18 protein-coding genes and 1 other RNA gene are annotated in these 25229 nt (G+C 39.0%); 11 read left to right on the forward strand and 8 right to left on the reverse strand.

Features of this window, described 5'->3' with window-relative positions:
- Positions 1-103: 103 nt before the first annotated feature.
- On the reverse strand, positions 104-1003 hold the full coding sequence (locus CWD91_RS07785) for a hypothetical protein (protein ID WP_239985691.1): 900 nt from the start codon (positions 1001-1003) through the stop codon (positions 104-106).
- 121 nt (positions 1004-1124) lie between these two features.
- Positions 1125-2924 (reverse strand): translational GTPase TypA, encoded by a 1800-nt coding sequence (typA, locus tag CWD91_RS07790; RefSeq protein WP_103440394.1) that lies wholly within the window; start codon positions 2922-2924, stop codon positions 1125-1127.
- A 169-nt stretch (positions 2925-3093) separates the two neighbouring features.
- On the opposite strand from typA, the gene kdsA reads away from it, so the two are divergent.
- The 3 genes from kdsA (at position 3094) to CWD91_RS07805 (ending at position 6996) form a co-directional block, all read left to right on the forward strand.
- The gene (kdsA, locus tag CWD91_RS07795; protein WP_103440395.1) at positions 3094-3912 is read left to right on the forward strand and encodes a 3-deoxy-8-phosphooctulonate synthase; all 819 of its coding nucleotides are present in this window, start codon (positions 3094-3096) and stop codon (positions 3910-3912) included.
- A 95-nt stretch (positions 3913-4007) separates the two neighbouring features.
- Entirely contained in the window at positions 4008-5321 is a 1314-nt protein-coding gene (locus tag CWD91_RS07800; protein ID WP_239985693.1) for a sulfatase-like hydrolase/transferase, read from the forward strand.
- Between the two features lie 67 nt (positions 5322-5388).
- Complete coding sequence (locus tag CWD91_RS07805) at positions 5389-6996, forward strand: sulfatase family protein (RefSeq protein WP_103440396.1); 1608 nt, start codon at positions 5389-5391, stop codon at positions 6994-6996.
- A gap of 125 nt (positions 6997-7121) precedes the next feature.
- On the opposite strand, the gene CWD91_RS07810 is transcribed toward CWD91_RS07805, so the two are convergent.
- Positions 7122-7481 (reverse strand): DUF1801 domain-containing protein, encoded by a 360-nt coding sequence (locus CWD91_RS07810; protein WP_103440397.1) that lies wholly within the window; start codon positions 7479-7481, stop codon positions 7122-7124.
- 248 nt (positions 7482-7729) lie between these two features.
- Here CWD91_RS07810 and CWD91_RS07815 point away from each other — a divergent pair, with 248 nt between their 5' ends.
- The 3 genes from CWD91_RS07815 to creD are packed head-to-tail and all read left to right on the forward strand — an operon-like array spanning position 7730 to position 10068.
- A complete protein-coding gene (locus tag CWD91_RS07815; RefSeq protein WP_103440398.1) occupies positions 7730-8371 on the forward strand; it encodes a hypothetical protein in 642 nt (213 codons plus the stop codon).
- Complete coding sequence (locus CWD91_RS07820; RefSeq protein ID WP_103440399.1) at positions 8368-8658, forward strand: winged helix-turn-helix domain-containing protein; 291 nt, start codon at positions 8368-8370, stop codon at positions 8656-8658. The genes CWD91_RS07815 and CWD91_RS07820 overlap by 4 nt, the downstream gene beginning before the upstream one ends.
- A gap of 60 nt (positions 8659-8718) precedes the next feature.
- Positions 8719-10068: a cell envelope integrity protein CreD gene (gene creD, locus CWD91_RS07825; protein ID WP_103440400.1), complete on the forward strand. Its 1350-nt coding sequence runs from the start codon at positions 8719-8721 to the stop codon at positions 10066-10068.
- Positions 10069-10142: 74 nt separating this feature from the next.
- Here the strand turns inward: creD and CWD91_RS07830 are convergent, their stop codons facing one another.
- Complete coding sequence (locus tag CWD91_RS07830) at positions 10143-11348, reverse strand: NAD(P)-dependent oxidoreductase (protein ID WP_103440401.1); 1206 nt, start codon at positions 11346-11348, stop codon at positions 10143-10145.
- Between the two features lie 364 nt (positions 11349-11712).
- On the opposite strand from CWD91_RS07830, the gene ssrA reads away from it, so the two are divergent.
- Positions 11713-12111, forward strand: a transfer-messenger RNA (tmRNA) gene (gene ssrA / locus CWD91_RS07835).
- A 326-nt stretch (positions 12112-12437) separates the two neighbouring features.
- Here ssrA and CWD91_RS07840 read toward each other — a convergent pair.
- Both CWD91_RS07840 and CWD91_RS07845 read right to left on the reverse strand, forming a co-directional pair.
- Positions 12438-13508, reverse strand: coding sequence for an adenylate/guanylate cyclase domain-containing protein (locus CWD91_RS07840; protein WP_103440402.1), 1071 nt, complete (start codon positions 13506-13508; stop codon positions 12438-12440).
- A complete protein-coding gene (locus tag CWD91_RS07845; RefSeq protein ID WP_157943746.1) occupies positions 13505-14584 on the reverse strand; it encodes an adenylate/guanylate cyclase domain-containing protein in 1080 nt (359 codons plus the stop codon). The genes CWD91_RS07840 and CWD91_RS07845 overlap by 4 nt, the downstream gene beginning before the upstream one ends.
- Positions 14585-15065: 481 nt before the next feature.
- Here CWD91_RS07845 and CWD91_RS07850 point away from each other — a divergent pair, with 481 nt between their 5' ends.
- The 4 genes from CWD91_RS07850 to CWD91_RS07865 all read left to right on the forward strand — a co-directional run bounded on the left by CWD91_RS07850 (position 15066) and on the right by CWD91_RS07865 (position 21334).
- A complete protein-coding gene (locus CWD91_RS07850) occupies positions 15066-15758 on the forward strand; it encodes a LytR/AlgR family response regulator transcription factor (protein WP_103440404.1) in 693 nt (230 codons plus the stop codon).
- An 861-nt stretch (positions 15759-16619) separates the two neighbouring features.
- Positions 16620-16979, forward strand: coding sequence for a hypothetical protein (locus CWD91_RS07855; protein WP_157943747.1), 360 nt, complete (start codon positions 16620-16622; stop codon positions 16977-16979).
- Positions 16980-16990: 11 nt separating this feature from the next.
- On the forward strand, positions 16991-18565 hold the full coding sequence (locus CWD91_RS07860) for an FAD-binding protein (RefSeq protein ID WP_103440406.1): 1575 nt from the start codon (positions 16991-16993) through the stop codon (positions 18563-18565).
- Between the two features lie 258 nt (positions 18566-18823).
- Positions 18824-21334, forward strand: coding sequence for a proprotein convertase P-domain-containing protein (locus tag CWD91_RS07865; protein WP_103440407.1), 2511 nt, complete (start codon positions 18824-18826; stop codon positions 21332-21334).
- Between the two features lie 412 nt (positions 21335-21746).
- Here the strand turns inward: CWD91_RS07865 and CWD91_RS07870 are convergent, their stop codons facing one another.
- The gene (locus CWD91_RS07870; protein WP_239985694.1) at positions 21747-22157 is read right to left on the reverse strand and encodes a response regulator; all 411 of its coding nucleotides are present in this window, start codon (positions 22155-22157) and stop codon (positions 21747-21749) included.
- Positions 22158-22565: 408 nt separating this feature from the next.
- Complete coding sequence (locus CWD91_RS07875) at positions 22566-24989, reverse strand: transglycosylase domain-containing protein (protein WP_239985697.1); 2424 nt, start codon at positions 24987-24989, stop codon at positions 22566-22568.
- Between the last annotated feature and the right edge of the window lie 240 nt (positions 24990-25229).

A 25229-nucleotide genomic window follows, 5' to 3' on the forward strand; every position in this document is an offset into this window, starting at 1 on the left:
CACCATTATACCCAATGTTTATAATCTTACTGGTTTAATTGCTGCGTTTACAGAAAAAAGGTGATTACCAAACTATGGAAATCACCTTTTTTTAATATCCAATTTACAAACCTTCTATCAACGTAGCGCCTTCTGGGCGTTTAAAAAAATCTTCCGCTACCTGATCTTGGAATTCAATATCGCTCAATTTGATAGTTGTAATAGGCTCTCCTTTTGGTTGTCCATCTTTGGTTGACCAATAGGTATCAAATTTTAATGGCAAATTAATCCCATTAATGGTTTTACGGTCGACCAAATCCATAATTTTTTCCGGATTATTTCCTCCATTGGGAAAATATCCTGGGTAAGAAACTATATATCTAAGAGCAGTTAGCAAATGTGTTTTGGCATCCAGATACAAAATATAATAATCATCGGGAGCATCACCAGTACCGGAAGCGAAGGTTACCTTAACCACATCCTGTGGTGCATCCTTATAATTAATTCCCGGCAACAATTCCAAATTAACACCTTCTCCATCCAAAACAAGAGGTTGTGCTGCTAGGTATAGTGGAGTTAATGCCCAGAAACGCATATTATATTTAAAAGCAGTGCTGTCTTTTGCTTTTACCCAAGCATTTTCACCATCCCATCCAAAAATTGCCGTACTGTCGGCTGCACTAATATGCCTTGCTTTGTTACTCCATGTATCTATAGTTTGGTAGGTATCACGAGAAACTGAACCATCCAATGGCTGATAATTAAATCGAAAGGACAAATAGCCATTACTATACCATTTAGACAAGCCTCCATGTGCTTCCATAGCGTTCCAAACAACTTTTCCAGCTCCGGTAGCATTTAGTCTCTTATTGGCTTTATCCACTCTCTTTTGTATCCAAGATTCCGGTATTTTATATTTGGAAACGGATTCAACCATAACTTCCTCAGTTTTCTTTTGCTGCTCTTTACAGGCGCCAAAAGTCAACAACAAAACAGAAACAACAAAAAACAAACTCCTATTCATAATCCTCATTTTTAATTTAAGACCCACTTGGTCGATAATTACAATAACACCTTTCAAATAGTTCTAAAAAAAAATCCCAAGATTATTACCTTGGGATCTTCAATTTATTTTACCTAATGGATTAGGCTATTTTATTTCGCTTACGTTCATTTTCCGTCAAATATATTTTCCTTAAACGGATATGTTTTGGTGTTACCTCAACATATTCATCCTTTTGAATATATTCCAACGCCTCCTCCAATGAAAATTTAATGGCAGGAACAATTTTAGCTTTATCATCCGCACCGGAAGAACGAACATTCGATAATTTTTTGGTCTTGGTAATGTTGATGGTCATGTCATCCCCTCTAGAGTTTTCACCTATTACCTGTCCTTCGTAAATATCCTCACCCGGATCAACAAAAAACTTACCTCTATCCTGTAATTTATCAATAGAATAAGGAATAGACTTACCTCTTTCCATGGAAACCAACGACCCATTTTGTCTTTGAGGAATATCCCCTTTCATTGGTTGGTATTCCAAAAAGCGGTGTGACATAATCGCCTCACCGGCAGTAGCTGTCAATAATTGGTTTCTAAGACCTATAATACCTCTGGACGGAATTAAAAATTCACAAATCATACGATTCCCTTTGGCCTCCATACTGGTCATCTCACCTTTACGAATGGAAACCATTTCTACTGCCCTACCGGAAACTTCTTCAGGTAGATCTATGGTCAATTGCTCTATAGGTTCACATTTCACTCCATCAATCTCCTTAATGATTACCTGGGGCTGCCCAATTTGTAATTCATACCCTTCCCTTCTCATGGTTTCGATCAAAACTGAAAGGTGTAATACCCCGCGGCCAAAAACTAAAAATTTATCGGCACTATCAGTGTCATTTACCCTCAATGCCAAGTTCTTTTCCAATTCCCTTTTAAGACGGTCATTGATATGTCTTGAAGTAACAAATTTACCATCTTGACCAAAAAACGGACTATCATTGATGGTAAATAGCATACTCATGGTAGGCTCATCAATGGCAATTGTTTTTAAACCTTCAGGGTTTTCAAGATCCGCAACGGTGTCACCAATTTCAAAGCCTTCGATACCTACCAAAGCACAAATGTCTCCTGTGGCTACTTCTTGAACCTTTAATCGGCCCATTCCTTCAAAGGTGTATAGTTCTTTAATTTTAGTCTTTACAATATTTCCATTCCTTTTTACCAAAGAGACTTGTTGACCTTCTTTCAAAGTACCTCTCTGCAATCTACCAATAGCGATCCTACCTGTAAAAGATGAGAAATCCAAAGAAGTAATCAACATTTGAGTATTTCCTTCCTTTGTTTCAAAAGTTGGGATATGTTCTATAACCATATCCAACAATGGCTCTATGTTATCTGTCTGGTTCTTCCAATCATCACTCATCCAATTGTTCTTTGCAGAACCGTATACCGTTGGAAAATCCAATTGCCATTCTTCGGCTCCAAGCTCGAACATTAAATCAAAAACTTTTTCATGTACTTCCTCTGGAGTACAATTTTCCTTGTCCACTTTATTGATAACCACGCAAGGCTTAAGACCTAAATCTATAGCTTTTTGGAGCACAAAACGAGTTTGTGGCATAGGACCTTCAAAGGCATCCACCAACAAAAGCACACCATCAGCCATGTTAAGAACGCGCTCTACTTCACCACCAAAATCGGCGTGACCAGGGGTATCAATAATGTTTATCTTGGTATCCTTGTAAACCACGGAAACGTTCTTTGAGGTAATAGTAATACCCCTTTCACGCTCCAAGTCATTGTTGTCCAAAATTAAGTCACCAGTATTCTGATTATCCCTAAACAATTGACAGTGATACATTATTTTATCTACCAAGGTAGTTTTACCGTGGTCAACGTGGGCTATAATAGCTATATTTTTTGTTGCTCCCATAATATGATTTTAAACGCATCTAAGCACCCTAAATGCGGGCGCAAAGATACTCATTTTTTTTACGCTAACTACAAAAGCCTAATTTTTCTTATCTTATTGATATTGAAGTAGTTTTACAAAATACCTATAACACTCAAATTCCACTATCTTTGTACCAAAATTAGGTCCAATGAATTTAGAGCTCGTACCTCAACTTAAACATACCAAAAGCAACAACTTTTTTTTACTTTGTGGGCCATGTGCCATTGAAGGAGAAGAAATGGCGATGCGAATTGCAGAAAAGGTGGTATCCATAACCGACAAATTAAATATTCCGTACGTTTTTAAGGGAAGTTTTAAAAAGGCCAATCGTAGCCGAGTAGACTCCTTTACCGGTATTGGGGATGAAAAGGCCCTGAAAATTCTAAGAAAAGTGTCCGAAACTTTCAAGGTTCCTACCATTACGGATATTCACGAAATTTCCGATGCCCATATGGCAGCAGAATACGTTGATATCCTGCAGATCCCTGCTTTTCTAGTGCGTCAGACCGATTTGGTAGTTGCGGCAGCAGAAACCGGAAAGGTGATCAATCTAAAAAAGGGCCAGTTTATGAGTCCGGAAAGCATGAAGCATGCGGTTCAAAAAGTCCTTGATTCCAATAACCAACAAGTTATGATAACCGATAGAGGCACTATGTTTGGCTATCAGGATATGATAGTAGATTTCCGTGGCATACCAACTATGAAACAGTATGCACCAGTAGTCTTGGATGTTACCCATTCCTTACAACAACCCAATCAGTCATCCGGAGTTACCGGAGGTAGACCGGATATGATCGAAACCATAGCGCGAGCCGGTATTGTTACGGGTGCTGACGGAATTTTCATGGAGACACATTTTGATCCCGCCAATGCCAAAAGTGATGGTGCCAATATGTTGCATTTAGATCATCTGGAAAAATTATTGACCAATTTGGTAGCTATACGAAAAACGGTAAATTCCCTTTAGCCACATGTATGCCCAAAGGTATTTACCATATTAAAATTTAAATGCCGCAGTCTAATATGTGGCATTTTTTATTGGCATAACCTTAAATGTAATTAATGATACGTATACTATTTTATACCATTTTAGGAGGAACACTTTTAAACTTGATGTCCTGCAAAACCAGTGGCAAGGAAATTACCAAAAAAAAGCCCAATATTATTCTCATCATGGCAGATGACCTGGGGTATGAAGCTTTAGGGGCATATGGCGGCAATAGCTACCAAACGCCAAACCTGGACCAACTTACCAAGGAAGGTATGCTATTTAATCATTGTTATTCCACCCCACTTTGTACGCCCTCCCGAGTACAGATAATGACCGGGAAGTACAACAACAACAATTATTTAGGATTTGGTCTGTTAGATCCAAAGGAAAAAACTTTTGGACATTATATGCAGGAAGCGGGATACAAAACTTATGTAGCCGGAAAATGGCAGCTCCTGGGCAATTCCCATCAACAAAAATTGGCCGGAAACCGAGTTGGAACCACTCCGGAAAAAGCTGGATTTGACGACTATTGCTTATGGCAAATTGATCAATTGGGATCGCGGTACAAAGATCCTACATTAAGTACAAAGAAGGATGGTACAAAAACGTACTACGGCAAATTTGGTCCTGATATTTTTCTTGAGAACATTACTTCCTTTATGGAAGAAAACAAAAAATCTCCGTTTTTTGTGTACTATCCCATGGCATTGACCCATGACCCCTTTGTGCCAACGCCCAACAATAAGCTGTTCAACAATTTTGACGCCAAATCAAAGATAAACGACCCTGTCTATTTTGGGGAAATGGTACAATATATGGATATGATCATAGGTAAAATTGTCGATGCTACAGATAGGTTGGGTATTCGTGAAAATACGCTGATACTTTTCGTTGGTGACAATGGAACCGACCACGATGTTGTTTCCAAATTCAATGGCCATTCAATTCGGGGCGATAAGGGCCATACCACAGACGCAGGGACCCACGTACCCTTAATTGCCAATTGGAAGGGAAAAATTGCGCCCAACAGCATAAATGATAATTTAATAGATTTTACAGATTTTTTACCCACACTGCTAGATCTTCAGGGATCAAAGCGGTCCAATTCCGAGCAATTGGATGGACTTAGCTTTTATCCACAGCTTTTAGGGAATAATTCCAATAAAAGGGATTGGGTATTCTGCCATTATGCCCCCAATTGGGGTAAATTTAAAAATAAAAGATACGTTCAAAATAAAAATTGGAAGTTGTATGACAATGGGGAACTATATGATTTGGCAGAGGATATTTTGGAGGAAAATCCATTTTTGGATGGTAGCTATCCCGAGGGTCAAACCACTACCATAAGAGAATTCAGGAAAGTGTTGGACAGTTACAAATAAATTTCCCATTCCCATATTAGTTTTTAAATTACCTATTTTTGATTTTTAAGATTTTCAATAGACCCATATGAAACCAACGCCAATCAGCATCATCCTAGGAGGACTACTTTTGTGTTTATTATCCTGTAAAACAGAGAAAAAGGAAAATTCGACAAAAAAGCCGAATATAGTTTTTATCATGTCAGATGACCACGCCTACCAAGCTATTAGCGCTTATGACGACCGTCTGATCAAAACGCCCAATATTGATCGCATCGCAAAGGAAGGATTGTTGTTCACAAATGCAACTGTTACCAATTCTATCTGCGCCCCTTCCAGAGCAGTAATTTTAACGGGAAAGCATAGTCATATTAATGGTAAAATTGACAACCTCTCCCCTTTCGACACCACCAATGTTACCTTTCCACAATTATTGCAAAAAGCAGGCTATCAAACTGCCATGTTCGGAAAGTTGCATTTTGGAAATAACCCCAAGGGCTTCGACGAATTTAAGATATTGCCGGGACAAGGGGACTATTACAACCCGAGGTTTATAACCCAGAAAGGCGACACCACCATCACTGGATATGTTACTGACATTACCACGGATTTAACCTTGGATTGGCTTAAAAACCGCAGAAAGGCCGATAAACCTTTTATGTTGATGTACCTGCACAAAGCACCACATAGATCATGGATGCCTGCTCCAAGACATTACAAAGAATTTACAAATAACACTTATCCTTTACCAGCTACCTTGTTCGACGATTATGCTACACGTGAAACTACGGCAGGACCAGCGGAGATGAACATCCTTAAACATATGCTGTTGCGATACGATCTTAAAATAACGGATGATGTACTGGCCGAATTGAACATAGAGGAGCGCTTGGGAGCAGGAGGTATCAATAAGTTGAATCCCGAACAGAAAGCGGAATGGGACAAGGTGTACGGCCCCATTAACGAAGCCTTCAAGAATGAGTACGGGAAGATGAACGATTCTACTCTTATGGTTTGGAAATATCAGCGTTATATGCAGGATTATTTGGGAACCATTGCAGCAGTTGATGAAAATGTAGGTAGGGTATTGGATTATCTGGATCAGGAAAAACTTACAGAGAACACTTTGATCGTCTATACCTCCGATCAAGGCTTTTATCTGGGGGAACACGGCTGGTTCGATAAGCGATTTATGTACGATGAATCTTTTAAGACCCCACTACTTATTAAATGGCCAAATGTTATAACGCCTGGCACCACAGAAGATGAAATGGTGCAAAACCTTGATTTTGCCCAAACTTTTTTGGAGGTTGCCGGGGTAACAGCTCCTGAAGATATGCAGGGCAAAAGTCTAGTACCACTACTAAAAGGCGAGAAAGAAAAATGGGATAGGGAGGCCGTGTATTACCACTATTACGAATATCCTGCAGAACACGCAGTAAAACGTCAGTATGGCATTGCAACAAAGAAGTATAAGCTAATTCACTTTTATTATGACGTGGACGTGTGGGAACTCTATGACCGTGCAAAAGACCCACAGGAACTGAACAATGTTTTTAACGATTCCGATTATGCGGAAATTGCCGCGGAAATGAAACAAAAACTGTCGGAAATAAGGGAAAAATACAAGGATTCAGACGCTTTGAGCAATCAGTACATTCAGCTTTATAAGGACAAGGGGCTGATTGAGGAGTAGGCAGTGGTCAGTGGTCAGTGGTCAGTGGTCAGTGGTCAGTGGTCAGTGGTCAGTATCAAAAAAATAAGCAATTCGTCATAATTTCCAACTTATCTATTATCAATACTAACTTTATAGCTAGAGCTTTATTTCCAAAACTTCCTGTCCTTTACACTATAGGCATCCTGCAAGACTTCCAATAAAACAGTACTTTCAATTTCTTCCAGGGATTTATAGCGCAAAGATTTCATCATTTTCCGACCTGTGGTCGTCATTTGCTCTATATGGACAGTTAAATGGGATGCATTCCAGAACCCAACATCCACATAATCCTTGCTTTGATTGAGGTAACAAAAGGGCCTACCCTCCAAGTAATAAAAGGGAATTTTGTATTTATATTTCAATTCCAATCCTGGAATGGCACCTTGGATCATAGATTGTAGATACAACAAAATGCTTCTATAGGGTTCTGATTGATCAAGTATATATTCTTCAGCAGGATTCATAATTTTTCAAATTTACTTTTTCCCCATCAAATGCACATTTTTTTCTTTAAAACAATAAATTTAATCTCCCAATTTATTAAAAATTTACATTGAACAAAATTCCTTTATAGCCTATTGAGGCAACTACCCAAGTTACAAGTTGCTGTTGGACGGAAAATATTTTAGAAACCAAAATTCACGATTATAAAACTTAATTCCCATTGTAGATTCAAAATTTATATTAACTTTGAATTTCAAAGTACTTTCGTATGAAATCAAATAAATATTTGGACGACATATCAGAAATCAAAAATATGATGAGCCGTTCGTCACGTTTTATCTCCCTCAGTGGCCTGTCCGGAATACTGGCGGGCATCTATTCCCTTATAGGTTTTGTTATTGCCCAGTCCAGGATCAAGATCTATTTAGAGCCAAAAGAGGTACTGGAATCCACCCAACCCATTGCTATCAATACCGCACAATTGTCCATTGAACTCTTTACTATTGCAATTGTTGTCATAATAATGGCAACAATTACAGGAATCCTGTTATCTATTCGAAAAGCCAAACAAAGCGATGAAAAAATATGGGATGTTTCCAGTAAACGGTTGGCTGTAAATTTTTTGATTCCTTTGGTAACTGGCGGCATTTTTTGCATAGCCCTGCTTCAAGAAAACCATGTAGGCCTAGTGGCCCCGGTCACACTTATCTTTTATGGATTGGCATGTGTCAATGCCAGTAAATACACTTTGGGGGACGTACGGTATTTAGGTTATGCCAATATCCTAATAGGTTTAATTGCCACCCAATTCACGGGATACGGATTGTATTTTTGGGCTTTGGGCTTTGGAGTGTTCCACATATTTTATGGCACACGGATGTATTTAAAATTCGACATAAAAAAGATTTGAGCATTATAAACAACATTAACAAAGCATTTGATCACCGAATAAAATTGGGTATCATGTCCATTCTTATGGTGAACGACTATGCCGATTTTAATACGCTAAAAGAGCTTTTGGGCATTACTGACGGTAATTTGGCCAGTCATACCAAGTCTCTTGAAAAGGATAAATACATAAAAGTAGAAAAGCAATTTATTGGACGAAAACCCAATACAAGGTATTCCGTTACGGCATTTGGGAAATCAGCTTTTAATAAACATATTGATGCGCTAGAAAAGCTTATTGGGAGATAACAAATATTTTTTTATCATTTCACTTTGAAAAACAAAGTACTTTTAAATAACAATTGAAAAATGGAAACAAAAAAACAAAAAATTGGAAATTGGTTCAAAACCTCAATTACTGCAAAAATGCTGGTCGTAGGGTTTATATTCCTAGTACTCCTAATTCCCTTGAACTTTGTTCACGAACTAATTAAGGAACGCGAAGTAAGACAGGCCGAAGTAATTCAGGAAATTAATGAAAAGTGGGGTAAGGAGGTCATACTTTATGGACCGATCATAAAAATTCCCTATAAGATATATATAGAGGAAAAAACTTTTGACGAAAAAACAAAATCATTCCTCAAAACTTATGAAGAAATCATACGTTATGGTTATTTTTTTCCTAAAGCACTGAACATAAATACTGATGTCGATACCAAACAATTGGAAAGAGGTATATATGAATCTGTTGTCTTCACCTCTAATCTCAACTTTGAAGGAAGCTTTGGTAATTTTGATTTTTCTTCACAGGAAATTCCCGATAATGATATCCTTTGGCAAAAGGCAACGATATTATTTAAAACATCCAATCTCAAAGGTATTAGAAATGAAGTCAAGGTTAAATTAAACCAAAAGGATTACACCTTAAAACCAATATTCGATGAAGCCTATATGAGCACCTTGGAATCTGACTTTTTAACGGCATTTGTCGATCAAAAAAGGCACGACCCGGCATTTTCAATGCGTATAAAAATAAACGGGAGTCAAGGGCTACGATTTATACCTATTGGCCAAGAAACATCCGTAAAAATGAAATCAGATTGGCATTCTCCAAGCTTTAGCGGAAACTTCCTACCAAATGACGATACCAAAACCATTTCCAAGAATGGTTTTGAAGCCCAATGGCAAATTTTGGAAACCAACAGACAGTTTGGTCAGCAATTTTTTAATCAACTACCCGATTTGAATAGTTATTCTTTTGGAGCCGATTTAATAATCCCCGCAGACGATTATCAAAAAACAGACAGAACAAGCAAATATGGTTTCATGATTATAGGGCTTACACTTTTGGTATTTCTATTAATACAAATAATCAGTAAAATTGACATACATCCCTTTCAATATATGATGATCGGTTTGGCATTAGTCATGTTCTATACCTTGCTCATCTCCATTTCTGAGCATCAAAATTTTCTAAGGGCATACCTTATTGCGGGTACAGCCGTTGTTGGCCTTATCACCATTTATTCCAAAACCATTTTGAAACAATCAAAATTCCCGTTACTCATATTTGGTTCTTTGACCATACTATATTCGTTCATATTTGTGATTATACAACTGGAAAATTATGCACTATTGGTGGGAAGTATTGGATTGTTCATAATCCTGGCCATAGTAATGTTTACCTCCAAAAAAATAGATTGGGCCAACACAGATTAAAAAAGTCCTAATTAAAAACACCGTTATTAAGGTTCCAATTAACGGTGTTTTTTACATTTCCGTTAGAGCTCCAATTATACTTTACCGTCTACATAATCCTGTAAATACGCATACCTCTTAGTGAGTTTTCCGTTTTTTGTCATTCTTGCCCTTTCCAAAACCCCATCTTTATCGCCGTTAAAAAAGGCGGGGATTACATTTTTAACAAAGGCATCCCCAAAGCCCAAGCTGGCATCACGTGGCAATTCGCAAGGTAAATTATCCACGGCCATCACCGCAATGGCTTTCGGGTCCTTATAATCTATTTCCGACTCTGTAATGGGGTCGTATCCATATATTGGTTCCGCTATTGTACTGGCTCTAAGGGTTGTGGCTACAGGGCCATTGATATCGCAACTAACATCGGCTACGACCTTTATTCCAAAATTAGGGTGCTTCGTATCTTCTCGGGTAAAAAGATAAGGGGCACCGTCGCCGTAAAAATGCCCGGCGATATAAAAATCCGTTACTTCTGCAAAACGAAAAAAATTGGATTTATAATCTCCAGGGTGTGCAAAAAAATCGGCCTTATTTCCCCTTACTCCATCCTTGCGCCTATTATATTCAGAGGCGTCAATTTGGCAATAGACCGGTTCCTGAAAAATTTCGGTTAGGTAATCAGAAACCTTAACTTTCTTTATACCCATTGCATCCAACATCTCCTTGGCACCATTGCCAACCCTTCCCCTACCCGTCAGGAGAATTTTTATGTTGGGGAGTATCAGCTTACGTAGCTCCGATATCAAAGCTTGCTGGTCTACCAATGTTTCCGCCTTTGGCAGCTGATATAAACCAAATTTAAGTCCATAAGCCCTAAAGCCGTTGTAGGCCCCAACTATTCCGGCATATCTGCCAAATGCCACCAAACGCTGACGTGAGGAATTGGTGATTACCTCGTGATCGTACAATTCAATATTCCTATCCAAGACTGCTTTTAGCAAATTTCTATTGTAGGGCTGCTTTTTAATGGTATGGGAAAAAAAGAAGTATTGTTTGTTTGGGATCAATTGATCGATCGGCACTTCTTTGACACCGATAAGCACATCGCAATTTTCCATTTCCGACGCCACTTGAAATCCCTTTGACTCATACTCCTTATCGGTAAAGACTCTTATGGGAGATGGCTCCACTATTATTTTAGCGTCTTTGAATTTAGCCACAATCTGTGTACAGGCCTCCGGTGTTAGGACCACACGACGATCGGGTGGGTTTTTACGTTCCCTAATAATTCCAAATTTCATAAATAAATATTTATAACTTTTTGAAGTGATATAGTTGTAAATGTAACAAATGACAAGTTGACAAGCAAAACTTTTTTTGGAATAGTTTTTGGAGTACCTTTGCCGACCGCGTTAGGGATAGAGGCGAGTACCCCGCCCGAACGTGCCGTTAGGTACGGTGAGGCGTGTACGGCCGAAAGCCCGACCTTTTTTTGATACCTACAAGGTTTTGAAAACCTTGCAGGAAGAAAAAAGGGAACGCCCAAGTAACGATAATAAAGTTCATTGAAAAAAAAGATGAGAGAATATTTCTGCCGATGGCGGGATTCAACCTGCCGGCAGGCAGGTTCGATTACGGTACGCCTAGCGTACCTATCTCATTGAAGGGGCCGACTGGTTTTGACAGCGAGACCAATTGGAATGTAAGCATGTCGAGCGCTGGGCTACAGCTCGTTAATCTCATTTTCCACACTTTTTAATTGGCGAAAATAATTACGCTCTTGCCGCTTAATCCGAATCACAGTAGGATTTAGCCTCGTCCCTACAAGGTAGGGAAGCGAGATGTTTCTGGGAAGCCTTTGTTGACGGCGTCCCAATCAGAAGCACCATCAAAGTCAATATAAGGGTAGTGAAGCTTCGGCACTATCACCAAAACTTAAGAAGATAAGTGTGTATTAGGCTGTTTCTGGTCAGGTGCACATCGAAAATTAATTAGGAACTAAGCATGTAGAAGGCATTGTAATTGCTTGTTTGGACGAGGGTTCGAATCCCTCCGGCTCCACTTAAAAAAGGCTACCCAAAAGGTAGCCTTTTTGCGTTCGGTCAGGTGAATCGAAGGCCAGCGCGTCAGCTCGCGCCTTACTAAAAAAGTCCACGGGACATTTTCTAAACGCTCGGCCGTCTCCGGCTCCACGATCACCCACAACAGCGTTGTGGATCAAAACATATAAAACCCAACAAGTTTACTTGATTGGGTTTTGTGGTTTTTAGATACCCATTTTAAAAAGATAGGCAGTAGTAATTGCAGAAAGGAATCTTTTGGAAGTAACGCATATAATGTTCGGGCTTCACTTCAAAAAACTACCTGCACCGGCTTTGTTCGTCCCCTTTTTATAAGGGTTGTAGTACGGTTTCTTCAACGGCAAAAAGCTTAATGGGTTTGTCCTTCCCTAATACAGGGATTCCACCAACTTGCTTCTTTTTATATATTACGGGCAAATTGATCCGTTTCAGCAAGGGCTCCGACACCAAAATATCCAAGCCCAGTTTTTGACATTCCTTTTCTATAAAAGCCGTTTCATAGAGGGCTTCCCCGTGAAATACGATCTGGCTTTTCACATTTCCTACTTCTCCCCGAATTACCTTTCCCATATGTAAACTTGCCCTAAATTTTGGCACTCTACGGTATTTGTGAAGATATTTTTCCCGTTGCTTTTCAGTTTCATTTTTTACATTATAATAACAGCGTATGCAATTGGCATTTTTCAACCCATTTTTAACGGACCAGCTGATCACTACCTGATCCCCCACATATCTATATATTTCACCATAGTTCGCTACTATACATTTGGTTACATCAAAATAAAACTCCTTCAAAAACTTGTAATACCCCAATGACCCCATTTTTTCGGCCAAGGGAGTAGAGGATTTCTGATCTAAAAACATAAATATCCGTTCTTCTTCACAGGGGGAATGGTATTTTCCGGTCAGAAAATTTACAAACACACCCTGCCCCATTTTTCGACTCATTTCCCTGGTAAAAATGATGATTATAACCGAAAATAAGGAATACAATACAATGACCTTAAAATCTCCCTCGTACAAAAATGTCTGAAATCTTTGGGAATAGAAATTCTCGATCATATTTGTATTATAATACCAACTTTCATTAAAATTAATCAGCAGGACAATAAGAAAAATAAAAAGCAAGGAGTACACCGTTGATTTTGTGATTACAGTTATAAGAAAGGAAAACTTTCTATTCTTGGGTTTAAAGGCATAAAATTCAATCACACCAACCAGAAATCCGCCGATCAAACCAATAGAGACACCGTGCACATATGCAATGGGTCTAGCAAATCCATTTGCCACCAGAGGATAGAACAAACCCAATACCAAACCAGCCATGGTCACATAAATAATGGCGTATCGCCCCCTTTCATTTTCCAATGTAAATTTCATACCACTTCCAAATTGATGATGGATTCTTCATTTATGTAGTACAATTCCAAGTCCTTTTGCTTCCCTTTTAAACCGATTTCCCCACAACTGGTGGAATAATAAATTTTAGGCAAGGTGAGTCGATCGTTAAGATCGGCAGAAATTAAGAGGTCCTTTTCCAAATCTTCACATTTTTCCTTTATCCGTGAAGTGGTGTTCATCACATCCCCAAAAAAGACAATGGTTCCCTTAATTTCGCCCAACTCACCACGAACCACTTTTCCAATATGATAGCCTGCAATTAACTTCGGTACAAACCCATAAGTGGTGTAGTAATGTTCACTATTTTCCTTTATCTTATTTTTGGAATTATAAAATGTGCGGATACAGTTGGCGTTCTGTATGCCTTCATTAGGTTTCCACGAGACCACAACCAAGTCATCTACATATTCATAGATAGTTCCCTTATGTTCTAAAATTGGTTTGGTGATGTCGTAAAAGAAATCCTCTAGGAATCTATGAAAGTGCAGGCGCCCAATCTTTTTCACTATTTGATCGGAATAGCGAACACTTAAGAACATGAAAATTCGCTCCACCTCGGAAGGCTGGTAGTACTTTCCCGTAACGATGCCCCACATAACGTCTTTCCCCATTTTACGAATCATAAGTATGCTAAAATTGATTATAAATGCCAAAGCCACAGTGTAGGCAATTGCCACCTTAAAATCTTCCTTAAAAATGTAGCGTTTAAAATCTTCACTGGCCAATACATTCAAAAAACCCATATCCAGTCTAATCATTCGTGAAATCAACAATACAAAAAAAACGATGGACGAAATGGAACCTATATATAGAAAAGTGCGAATTAGTACTAGGGACATAAATTTTAATCTTCGACCTTTCTTGGGAAATACATAAAACTCGAGATAGGAGATAAGTGCTCCAACCAAAATGCCTATTATAAAGGTATTTACGTGCGGATATAAAACCCCAAAGCCGTCTGAGAACGCGGAATAAGTAATGCCAAGCAGGGCTCCCATAAGAACAATAATAGTTATGTCCCTATTAATTTTTTCCTGAAGTATGTTCCGTTCCACCGCAATTTCGTTTAGTCCTTTTTTTGATTTATTTCACTGTCTATCCGATTAAAATATGCCAATTGGTTCGCTGTGTTTGATAGGCCATGTCACTGCCAATTGAGCATCCAAATTCTCAATTACATTTGGGGGTGAATATCGGATGGCCTTACGCGGCACTAGATCTATAGCGTTTGAAAACATTAATTCCTTAAAAATGCACCGTGGTCAAATCCACCCACATTTTTGCCTAAGTCACTTAAAAGGTTATGACACCGGTCATTATTCATATATAAATTTAGTCTTTATTCATCAAAAGTTGCCAATAGTGTCCTAAAAAGAAATAGGGCCAAAATCGGCTTAAAACAAATAAACTCAACGAAATGCCTAAACCACATATATCTCCACTTACACAACATTTAATGCACCGTTCACATCATTTTTGGCCGCCTAGAAGGCCATTTAAGTACCTTGAACTTAAATTAAACGAGGATTACACATTATGAAATTGAGAAGTATAATCGTAGACGATTCGTCTATGCAGCGGATTGCAATAGCCAAATTAGTGAACAATCACCCAAACTTGGCAATGGTGGCCCAGTACAGCAATGCCATTGAGGCAAAAAAAGGCATCAAAGATAACGACATCGACCTTATTTTCCTTGACGTGGAAATGCCCATTATCAATGGTTTTGATCTTCTGGAATCCTTGGACAACCCACCGCAAGTAATTCTGATTACTGGTAATCCTGACTATGCCCTTAAGGCTTTTGATTACGACGTAACCGATTACCTTCACAAACCCATTACTTTGGCCCGTTTTGATGCTTCCGTAAAAAGAGCTGTGACCAAATACGAGCAGATGCATAGGGTGACAGAAGAAGAGGAATATATCTTCGTAAAAAGCAACCTTAGGCAGCGCAAAGTGGTTCTTAACGACATAAAATGGATCGAAGCTCTTGGCGATTATATTAAATTGGTGACGAACGAAGGCAATGTAGTTATTCTTTCCACAATGAAATCTTTTGAGCAAAAGTTGCCGAAGGACAAATTCCTAAGGATACACAAATCCTATATCGTGAATTTGGAAAAAGTTGAAAAGTTCAATAGTAAAAATGTTGAACTTGAAGGAAGACAGGTTCCATTGAGCAGAAACAAAAAAACCGAACTGGCGGAGGCGCTTTATAACTTTTAAAATTATTACTATCATCCAATTCGCGTTCGGCACATAATCTCTAATGGCAGTGCCCTTTTGATTGGTATGAAAATGATAACTTAGCGATAAAAATCAATTAAATAGGTCAAGCACCAATCAAAATTAATGCTTGACCTATTTTTTTTGGACCGGGCAGGTGTCGTTGGCAACGAAGATAATTCCAGTATTTTTTCTAATTCTTAATTCAATTCTTCCCTCGTAGTGGGCAGACATAATCGGGGCTACTATTTTCTAGTGGATATCGCCCCATATAATTCTTTATTGCCTTTTCCCAAAAGGATATATACGCTAACAATGCTTCATGAATTTTGTTGTTTTTGATTATTGACTGGAAAGGACGGTCAGTTTTAATTGCGGATCAGAAGCATTTGGGGACACCTCAATTAATCTCCACGACTACAAAATTAGACTTATATATAAAAGGTCTCCTATTTGGTGAACACGAAAATTAGGGCATTTAGCAATCAAATTTTAAATTATTAAGAATTTGGGCACAGTCTCTTCCTCTTCACCACATGTATATATTCAGCTTGTAATATAGTTTTATGATATGAGTAGCCCAAGATTGTTATTGGGCCATCCAATTAAGATGAAATCACTTCACTTTGGAATTGGAAATGGGCGGTAATTAAAGCTCATGATGGTGCTAGGGAATATTCTATGATAAACTAAAACCCTAATTAACTCCACCAGAGCAGGATAAAATTGGTTAACTACCCAGAAGCATTTACTACCATTCATACAATACTAACAACCAATAATACAATTCCTACAAAATACTCAAATATGAAGATATATCTTAATAGTATCTGTAGGAAAAATAATAAAAACAGAAGGCTTATGAAACTTTATAAAATAGTTTTTCCGACGCTCGTACTTTTTTTAAGTATAACCCAATCCTCCTGTGTTAGTACGCGTATAGAAGCGAGCCCCTATCAAGACAGTGTTGAAAATCTCGAATGCAGGAAAGAATCAAGTTGGAGCTATTATTGGGGATTAAAACAAAAACGCATTGATGCCAATCCAGAAGTAGCCGGAAACGCATGTCCATGTAGGGAAGGTGCTTTGTCCTGGGTGGTTGTAAATACCTCCTTCACCGATTTCCTGCTTAGTTTGGTTACCCTGGGTATTGTAAATCACAGAACGGCAACCTATGGATGTGCCAGACCTCAAAATGGCGAAGGTGATCTGGATAATTAAAAAAAACACTAATGACACCAAAAGGCATAGACCCACTTCCCATTCAAAAATGGACCAATAAACACGAGAATTTCACTCATGACCTGGTTCCGAATGCTTCTTTTAAGCTCTGGAACCCACCGGGCCAAAAACATCGCGAGCGTTATTTGGCCACAACCAAGAATTTTCAATGGCTGATCAACCATGCCCTGAACAACAATCTTAAATTGCGTGCCATGGGGAGCGGATGGTCCTTTACAAAAATCGGTGTAACAGATGGTGGATTAATCGATACGGCTTCATTGAATTTTTCATTTCCTATTAGCGAAAATTATACTAATACCAATTATGTAAAGCAATCGGAAGATCTTTACTTTTTACAATGTGGCGCCATCATACACGAAGTGAATACACGATTAGCAGCGAAAAACCCACAAAGGTCAATAAAGGCATCAGGGGCGAGTAATGGACAAACTATTGCTGGTGCCCTATCCACGGGCACTCACGGGGCGGCAATTAAGGTGGGTGCAATTCCCGATTTTGTGGTGGGGCTACATATAATCACGGGCAGCAACAAACACATTTGGCTGGAACGGGCCTCCTACCCCGTTGCCTCCACAGAATTTGTGACTTGGCTGGATGCGGATCTGGTTAAGGATGATGCATTGTTCAATGCGGCCCTTGTCAGTTTTGGAAGTTTTGGTTTCATCCATGGTGTTATGATAGAGACGGAACCCCAATTTTTGCTTACCGAACACAGAGAAGGTCCTATAGCCTATAATGATATTTTGAAAAATGCCATGAAAACTTTGGATTTCACTGGTCTAAATCTACCGGGAACAGGAATTAATGGAGCTATTTACCATTTTGAGGTACTATTCAATATCCATGATTTTGAACCCAATAATCCTGCTAAAGGAGCCTTCGTGAAATACATGTTCAAAAAGCCATTTCAATTACCCCACATACCCTTACAGCGCAATAATGATTTCACCTATGGTGATGATCTTTTAGGAATCATTTCTACGGTTTTGGACAAGTTACCGGGGTCCGGTTTATTGATTCCGGCAATGGTAAACTTGATGTTCGGCCTTGCTTTTAAACCGGAACCACCTCGCGTTGGAACAATTCGTGAAATGTTCAATTACACCAAATTTAGAGGTAAAGTAGCCAGTGCAGCTATGGCAATCGACATACAGGATTCTCCCAGAGCCGTAGAACTCATTGTAGAAGTGAACAAGCAGAAACCATTTCCAGGTGGACTTTCACTGCGTTATGTAAAAGGAACCCAGGCCACCTTAGGGTTCACCAAGTTTCCAAATACTTGTGTATTGGAAATGGATGGTGTGGATGGCCAACCAGCAAGGGATTTTTTTGATATGGTCTGGAATAAATTTGAGCAGGAAGGAATTGCTTACACCCTTCATTGGGGCAAGATCAATTTTAATTTGAACGAAACACGCCTGAATCAAATGTACGGGAACACTAAGGTCCAAGCATGGGTAGATGCGCGAAACGAATTGCTTGACACCCCTGTAATGCACATATTTACCAATCCATTTATAGCGCAATGTGGGTTGGCTAAAATTAACGGGGCTATTGTGTGAAAAATGTAGGGTATATAGGTTTACTTACCTATGAATTAATAGGAAGTTGTAGAGTTCGAAATGGCCAATGATGTAAAAATTTAACAATAGCGCAAAGTCGGTGCAGGCTTTAGGGCCATTATCCACTCCCTGCCTTAAGTATTATTTTGAGAATCGTATGAACCTATGTTCTGGATTCCAATAGGCGCCATTTAAATACCAAACAATGGTATGAAGTAATTAGATTTTTAAAATATTAGCATTTAAACCTCAATCGCCATGGCAAAAAACATCAAATCCGACGAAAGGCTATACACTTACCGAAATGGTAAAAAAGTATACCTAAAAAAAGAAAGCGACCAATTTGTTGTAAGGGCTCTGCCAGCAGAATTGGAGAAAATGGGAATTACCAAAGATGTAGAAAAAGTTTCCTCTGCCTCTTCTAGGGTCAAAGTAAAGAGCAATAAACTCGATTCCGAAATTGCAGATATGCGGAAGGAAGCGGTTACACACCATGCCTATAAACAAGAAGCCAATAATGAGGAGTTTCTTATAACCGATCGTATCATTGTCACCTTTAAAAAGTCGGTCAGCAATGAACAGCTCAGCAAGTTTATAGCAAAATATGCATTGATACTTATGACCAAATATTCTGACAGGGAATATTTGTTACAGCTAACCGATCAAACCGGCATGAATCCGGTAAAATTGGTGGTACTTATTAATGAATCTGAAAGCAGGCTTGTTGAATTTTGCGAACATGATCTTAACAAACGGATGACGATGTCCAATGTAAATGTACCTGTAGATCCAAAATACGTACAGCAATGGCATTTACATTCACGTATGACCAACACCTCATTTGACCCCCGATCCTCAGCTAACTGCGAAGCCGCCTGGAACCTTTTAAGCAATTATGGCAGTCAGGATGTGGTTATTGCCGTGACCGATGACGGATGCAAATTGGACCATCTGGATTTTGACTCCATCAATAAATTTGCTCAATGGGGATACATGTCCGGAAGTAGTTTGATCACGAGGGATACTATCGGTGGTAACCCGCAGAATATGTACCAGTACGGGTCTAATCATGGTACTAGCTGTAATGGTGTAGTCGCTGCTGAAATTGATGGTGTGTTGACCGTTGGGGCTGCTCCCGGTTGCAGGCTTTTACCCATTAAATGGGAATCAAGCGGCCCTGGCCTGTTCATTAGTGACAGCAAAATGATGACGGTGCTTACTTTTATTGGTGACAAAGCCGACGTGCTATCCAACTCCTGGGGCTCGTCACCATCGTTTGTCTTTGCATTGAATGTTATCAATAAGATTACCCAATTGGCCCAAAACGGTGGAAGACGTGGAAAGGGAATTATTTTTTTGTGGGCGGCCGGAAATGAAAACTGCCCCATCAAATATTCGGGAAACAAAGATATTCCTTTCGATAATGGATTTAACGCATCCGGAAATTGGGCAGGAGTGCAAACGTCAAGGATTTTTGAACATAATTTAGTCGGTGTTCCCGGTGTTATGCATATTGCGGCCTTGGCCAGCAATGCCCAGCGCAGTCATTATTCCAATTACGGAGAAGGCATTTCACTATGCGCACCTTCAAGCAATTCTCATGAATATTGGCGCATGGCCGTTACCGGGCTTGGAATTACGACAACAACGGGACGTTCACCTTTCTTCGATTCAGAATTTGGAGGCACTTCCAGTGCAACTCCGCTGGTGGCAGGAATAGCCGGGTTGGTTATTTCAGCAAACCCAGACCTCACTGCCATAGAGGTTGTTTCTATTCTACAAAGAACAGCTGCCAAAGACCTGAATATGACCTCATATCCCAAGACGCCACCAGCACCTTATGACCCTGATACATCTTGGGATATTTCACCGATAAGCCCATGGAATAATGGCAATTTCAACAACTCAGGCAATCCGGATGGCAGCTGGAGCGGTTGGTTCGGATTCGGTAAAGTGGATGCCTCCGCAGCAGTAGATGAAGCGTTGCGACTAAAAGGAGGTAGTGCCAGCAATGAAGAAATAGTCACTCAAACTTCGGCGCCGGCAAAAGTAATTCCAGACAATAATCTTGCCGGCATAACAGATGTTATCCATATAACGGGAGCGGGAACGGTCGCCTCCATTAAAGTTGGCCTGAATATTACCCATACTTATGTTGGTGACCTAGTAATAAAGATTACTTCCCCTAAAGGAACCTCGGTTATATTACACAACCGTAATGGAGGAGGTGCGGACAATATCAATACAATCTACGATAGGCAAAATATTGCCCCGCTATCCAATTTCAACGGAGAAAACGCTAATGGAAACTGGACACTTGCCGTTGCAGATCTTGGCAATTTGGATACCGGAAAATTAAATAGCTGGACATTGCACGTTGGTTCCGTTCAATCACAGACTATCATTCTAGAGGAAGCTCCTGGCATTCAGATCCCGGATAATAACCCCATTGGTATAGAACGTACTTTAATATCAACTGCCGAAGGCACTATCAACAACACTGAAGTAGGAATGGATATTACTCATACATACATCAACGACCTGATTATAAACCTGGTTTCGCCAAAAGGCACTGAAATCAACCTACACAACAAGATAGGAGGCTCTGCCGATAACATTATAAAAGTGTATGACTTTAATAACAATTTGAAATTAAGGTCATTGAAAGGTGAACAAATTCAAGGAAACTGGAAACTGAAAATATCGGACGTGGCCGGGCAGGATGTTGGAAAATTGAATAAGTGGTCTATAAAAATTAATAAGCAATGATTTAATTGAAAGGATTTTGGAAATAGCCTGCCCTAAAGTTAAATTCTCATTTCCACAATTAATAACTGGCAATTTGTTCAATTTTTTTTCCAATAAGTAGCTAATCCATAGTCTGGGCATAATGGCGTTCAAACTACCGGAAGTGGTCTATGTAAAAAAAGTATCTGCAATTGTTAAAAAAAGAAATAACCATTAATTCAAACGGAAACTATCTCATGCAGTGTTTAAAGGGAGTTATGGCAAAACATTCTTAAGGTCGCCCATTTTTTACTAATGGATTCTTTTCTAGTACCACAAAATAAGGGAGACCTTGCAAAGCTAGATTTACCTAAACTATTCAGGTTAGGTTCTGGACTTATTGCCCGCATATTTGGATAAAATAAAACACGTGGAATAATAGTAACATGACAAATTAGGCGGCGCCCTCTGTCTCTATGGTCTTGAACAGATCTGCAAGTATGGAATCGGACAATGGCTTTACTATAAAGTCTTTTACTATATCATAGGTATGGGCCTTTTCAATATCCTGATTGTCTATTGAAGAACTCACTATATATACTCTGGGCTTATTTTTAAGAGACAATTTTACAAATTCGTCCAAGAATTCCCATCCGTCCATAATTGGCATATTTAAGTCCAAGAAAATGACATCTGGTAATTGTTGGCCATTTTTAACCATTGAGGTGAGATTTTCCAAAGCCTCTTTTCCGTCCTCGTGCACAATGACGGACGAACCAAAACAGCTGTTGTAGTTTAATAAAACCTTTGTCCCATAAACAAAAATGGGATCATCATCTATAATGCATACTGTCTCAATCTTCATAACCTTAAAAAGTGTAAAAAGACACATACAAATCGCCGACCAACTATTTTCAGAATATGATTTAGGTAGATAACATACAACCTACTATACCTTTGGAAATATTGCTAAAGATTTGGTAGTCCTTATTGGGGTAAGTCTATATTTTTAAAAAGTAATATTTTTCCTATAATTTTTATTTTTTCAAATGTAAGGAAAAATTATTAACCAAAATTATATTTTACTGTTCCAACCATCTATTCTCCAATGGATCAACCATCTAAAAGAAAGTGGCGCACTACTATAGTTACTTGATTATTTAGGAATGGTCAAAGGTGTCCGTTCACATACACCCCCATCGTTTACAATAATTTTTTAAATTATCCAATCGCTGGTTAAAATTCCCAAAGCAACCCTATTTATAGATTCATTTTATTGGTCGCCATCAGTTGTGGAATAATTCAATTCTATAGAAAGGCTATCCTTAACTATAGAATCAAATGCTATTTCCCCAGGTACAATCCCTAGAAGCGAATCGATTGCTATAGGCGTATCCACCAATACAGCAAGGGTATCCCTTACCCGTAATTCCTGCAAATAAATAGAATCTGTTTGTGCAAATTCAAAAGCCTCTTGGGCATTCAATTCAACAAACGGCCTACAGGGAAAGTAATCAAAACCATACTCAAAATTGCTAAGAAGTGGTCTCTTCCAATAACTTAAGTTTTTAAATATGGATGCCACTATGGGTAGAGCCGTATTGGAACCAGATCCCATGCTCGTGGAGGCAAACTGAACCCGTTTATCAAAGGTTCCTACCCATGAACCAACTACAAGTTCAGGTGAGCAGGCTATAAACCAACCATCCCCATTATTTTGGGTAGTTCCCGTCTTACCAATAAGATTATAAGGAATCTCATAACCCAATAAACGAGACCCCGTACCTTCCGTAATAACCCCTTCCATCATTTTTTGAATGGCCTTAACGTTTTCAGAGCTCGCAACCCTTCCTTCATATATAGGCTTTGCCTCATATAATATATTACCCTGTTCATCTTCTATACGATCAATAGCATAAGGCTTTATTTTATTACCCCCATTGGAAATACTGGCATATGCAGTTACCATTTCCAACAAGCTGATATCGGCAGTTCCCAGCACAATGGAAGGTACATTTGGGAGCTCCGATACTATACCCATTTTTTTTGCCTGTTCCAGCACCCTCTCCGTCCCCGTTTTTAGCTGAAGTGTCACTGAGACGGTGTTTACAGAATTCGCCAAAGCCCCATACATACTATAACTTCCTCCATACTTGTTATTGGAATTTCGCGGTCTCCAATCCTCGTACTTCGAATAGGTAACAAGATTATTCTCATAATAATTACAAGGATCCTCCCCCACTTGCAGGGCGGCAAGGTAAGTAATGGGCTTAAAGGTAGACCCTACCTGCCTAGGCGTGATAACATTGTCTATTTGACTAAATCCATAATCGATTCCGCCAACATATCCCATTATCCTCCCCGAGGTACTGCTAACAGCTATAACTCCGGCATGTAACCTATTTATACTTTTAGCAATGGAATCCTCTAGAGACTGCATTGAATCCTCATACCCCTTACCGATCACCCAATATTTTCTTTTTTGTTTCTCAGAGACAAACGCCTCAATTTCAGCCTCCGTTTTTCCACTTTGGCGCATTTGCCGAACTTCATTATTTTGCTCCACCAATTTTTTCAACAACACCTCTTTACCCCCTTCGGTAGTCGCTGAAGCCCAATAGGTATCCATTAGTTTCTGCAGATTGTCCGCCTGACGATGTAGAGCAGATTCTGCATACTTCTGAATGTTCGTGTTTAAGGTAGTATATAGGTTTAGCCCGTCTGCTTCCAAATCGTAAATATGACCATCGGGTGCAGGATTGTCCGCTGCCCACTGTGCAAATTCAGTAGCCACAAAATCCTTGAAATAAGAAGAAAAAGAGGATACTTTTTTTGGAATCTGATAATCCACCTTCATTGGAATTTGGGCGCCTAACAAAATATCTTCGGTAATATAATCGTATTTAAACATTTGCGAAAGCACCACATTTCGTCTTTGCTCGGCCCTTTCGGGGAACCTCCTTGGATTATAATAGGAAGGTGCCTTCAACAAACCAACCAAGGTTGCACTTTCTGGCAAAGTAAGTTCCTCGGGAGCCTTGTTAAAAAAGCGGGAAGCTGCCTTTTCAATCCCATAAATATTTTCGCCAAAAGATACCGTATTGAAATACAGCAAAATAATATCCTCCTTGTCATAAATACTTTCCAGTCTTCTGGCGATAAATATTTCCCTAATTTTATTTATTGGGGTAGAAAGAAAAAACTGTTCTTCCCTTCCAAATAAATTTTTTGCCACCTGTTGGGTAATAGTACTACCACCTCCTGCATTTTGCTGTAATATGATTGACTTTATCAATACCCTCGCATAACTACGGTAGTCCACACCCCCATGCTCATAAAAACGTGCGTCTTCAGTAGCTACGAGTGCCTGTCTAAGGGAGCTTCCTATTTGTGAACTATCGGCATTTGATCTGTTCTGAAGATAATAATACCCAATAGGTTCTTTATTTGAGGCATAAAGGGTAGAAGTAACAGGATTTTTTAAACTTTTTAAATAAGCCTTGGTCGGTAGTTTTCCAAAGGCCCCCAAATAAATCACCAAAAAAAGTAAAACCAGACTAAAAAATCCAGCAAGCCCAGCAAATAATAATGATTTCAAAGGATGTTCTCTGACATAGGTCCAAACTTTTGTCAACTTTCTCCGGCTTTTTGCCAAAACATTCTTTATTCCTTCCAATACCATATTATCTTTTCTCAAATTTCAACAAATATAATTCGATTGCAAATAAAAATAAGTCAATAATCAATTACCCATGACCTTTTGATTATAAATAAATTTAGCAGATAGGTTATTCATAAAATCGGTCTTGATCAATCCAATTACTTTTACAAAATTATGGGGCATGTCAGGAAGAGTTCCTAAAGGGTATATTGGCCATCTTGTTTATTCAATAAAGGACTTCGCAACAGTGGCCAACGAATGAATGTCTTGATTTAC

This window comes from Arenibacter hampyeongensis (assembly GCF_002909255.1).
Classification (GTDB): Bacteria; Bacteroidota; Bacteroidia; order Flavobacteriales; family Flavobacteriaceae; genus Arenibacter; species Arenibacter hampyeongensis.

What these genes read in the sequence shown, in the direction of transcription:
- CWD91_RS07785 (WP_239985691.1), bottom strand. Translation starts at nt 1,003, where the DNA reads ATGAATAGGAGTTTGTTTTTTGTTGTTTCTGTTTTGTTGTTGACTTTT.
- typA (WP_103440394.1), bottom strand. Translation starts at nt 2,924, where the DNA reads ATGGGAGCAACAAAAAATATAGCTATTATAGCCCACGTTGACCACGGT.
- kdsA (WP_103440395.1), top strand. Translation starts at nt 3,094, where the DNA reads ATGAATTTAGAGCTCGTACCTCAACTTAAACATACCAAAAGCAACAAC.
- CWD91_RS07800 (WP_239985693.1), top strand. Translation starts at nt 4,008, where the DNA reads ATGATACGTATACTATTTTATACCATTTTAGGAGGAACACTTTTAAAC.
- CWD91_RS07805 (WP_103440396.1), top strand. Translation starts at nt 5,389, where the DNA reads ATGAAACCAACGCCAATCAGCATCATCCTAGGAGGACTACTTTTGTGT.
- CWD91_RS07810 (WP_103440397.1), bottom strand. Translation starts at nt 7,481, where the DNA reads ATGAATCCTGCTGAAGAATATATACTTGATCAATCAGAACCCTATAGA.
- CWD91_RS07815 (WP_103440398.1), top strand. Translation starts at nt 7,730, where the DNA reads ATGAAATCAAATAAATATTTGGACGACATATCAGAAATCAAAAATATG.
- creD (WP_103440400.1), top strand. Translation starts at nt 8,719, where the DNA reads ATGGAAACAAAAAAACAAAAAATTGGAAATTGGTTCAAAACCTCAATT.
- CWD91_RS07830 (WP_103440401.1), bottom strand. Translation starts at nt 11,348, where the DNA reads ATGAAATTTGGAATTATTAGGGAACGTAAAAACCCACCCGATCGTCGT.
- CWD91_RS07840 (WP_103440402.1), bottom strand. Translation starts at nt 13,508, where the DNA reads ATGAAATTTACATTGGAAAATGAAAGGGGGCGATACGCCATTATTTAT.
- CWD91_RS07850 (WP_103440404.1), top strand. Translation starts at nt 15,066, where the DNA reads ATGAAATTGAGAAGTATAATCGTAGACGATTCGTCTATGCAGCGGATT.
- CWD91_RS07855 (WP_157943747.1), top strand. Translation starts at nt 16,620, where the DNA reads ATGAAACTTTATAAAATAGTTTTTCCGACGCTCGTACTTTTTTTAAGT.
- CWD91_RS07860 (WP_103440406.1), top strand. Translation starts at nt 16,991, where the DNA reads ATGACACCAAAAGGCATAGACCCACTTCCCATTCAAAAATGGACCAAT.
- CWD91_RS07865 (WP_103440407.1), top strand. Translation starts at nt 18,824, where the DNA reads ATGGCAAAAAACATCAAATCCGACGAAAGGCTATACACTTACCGAAAT.
- CWD91_RS07870 (WP_239985694.1), bottom strand. Translation starts at nt 22,157, where the DNA reads ATGAAGATTGAGACAGTATGCATTATAGATGATGATCCCATTTTTGTT.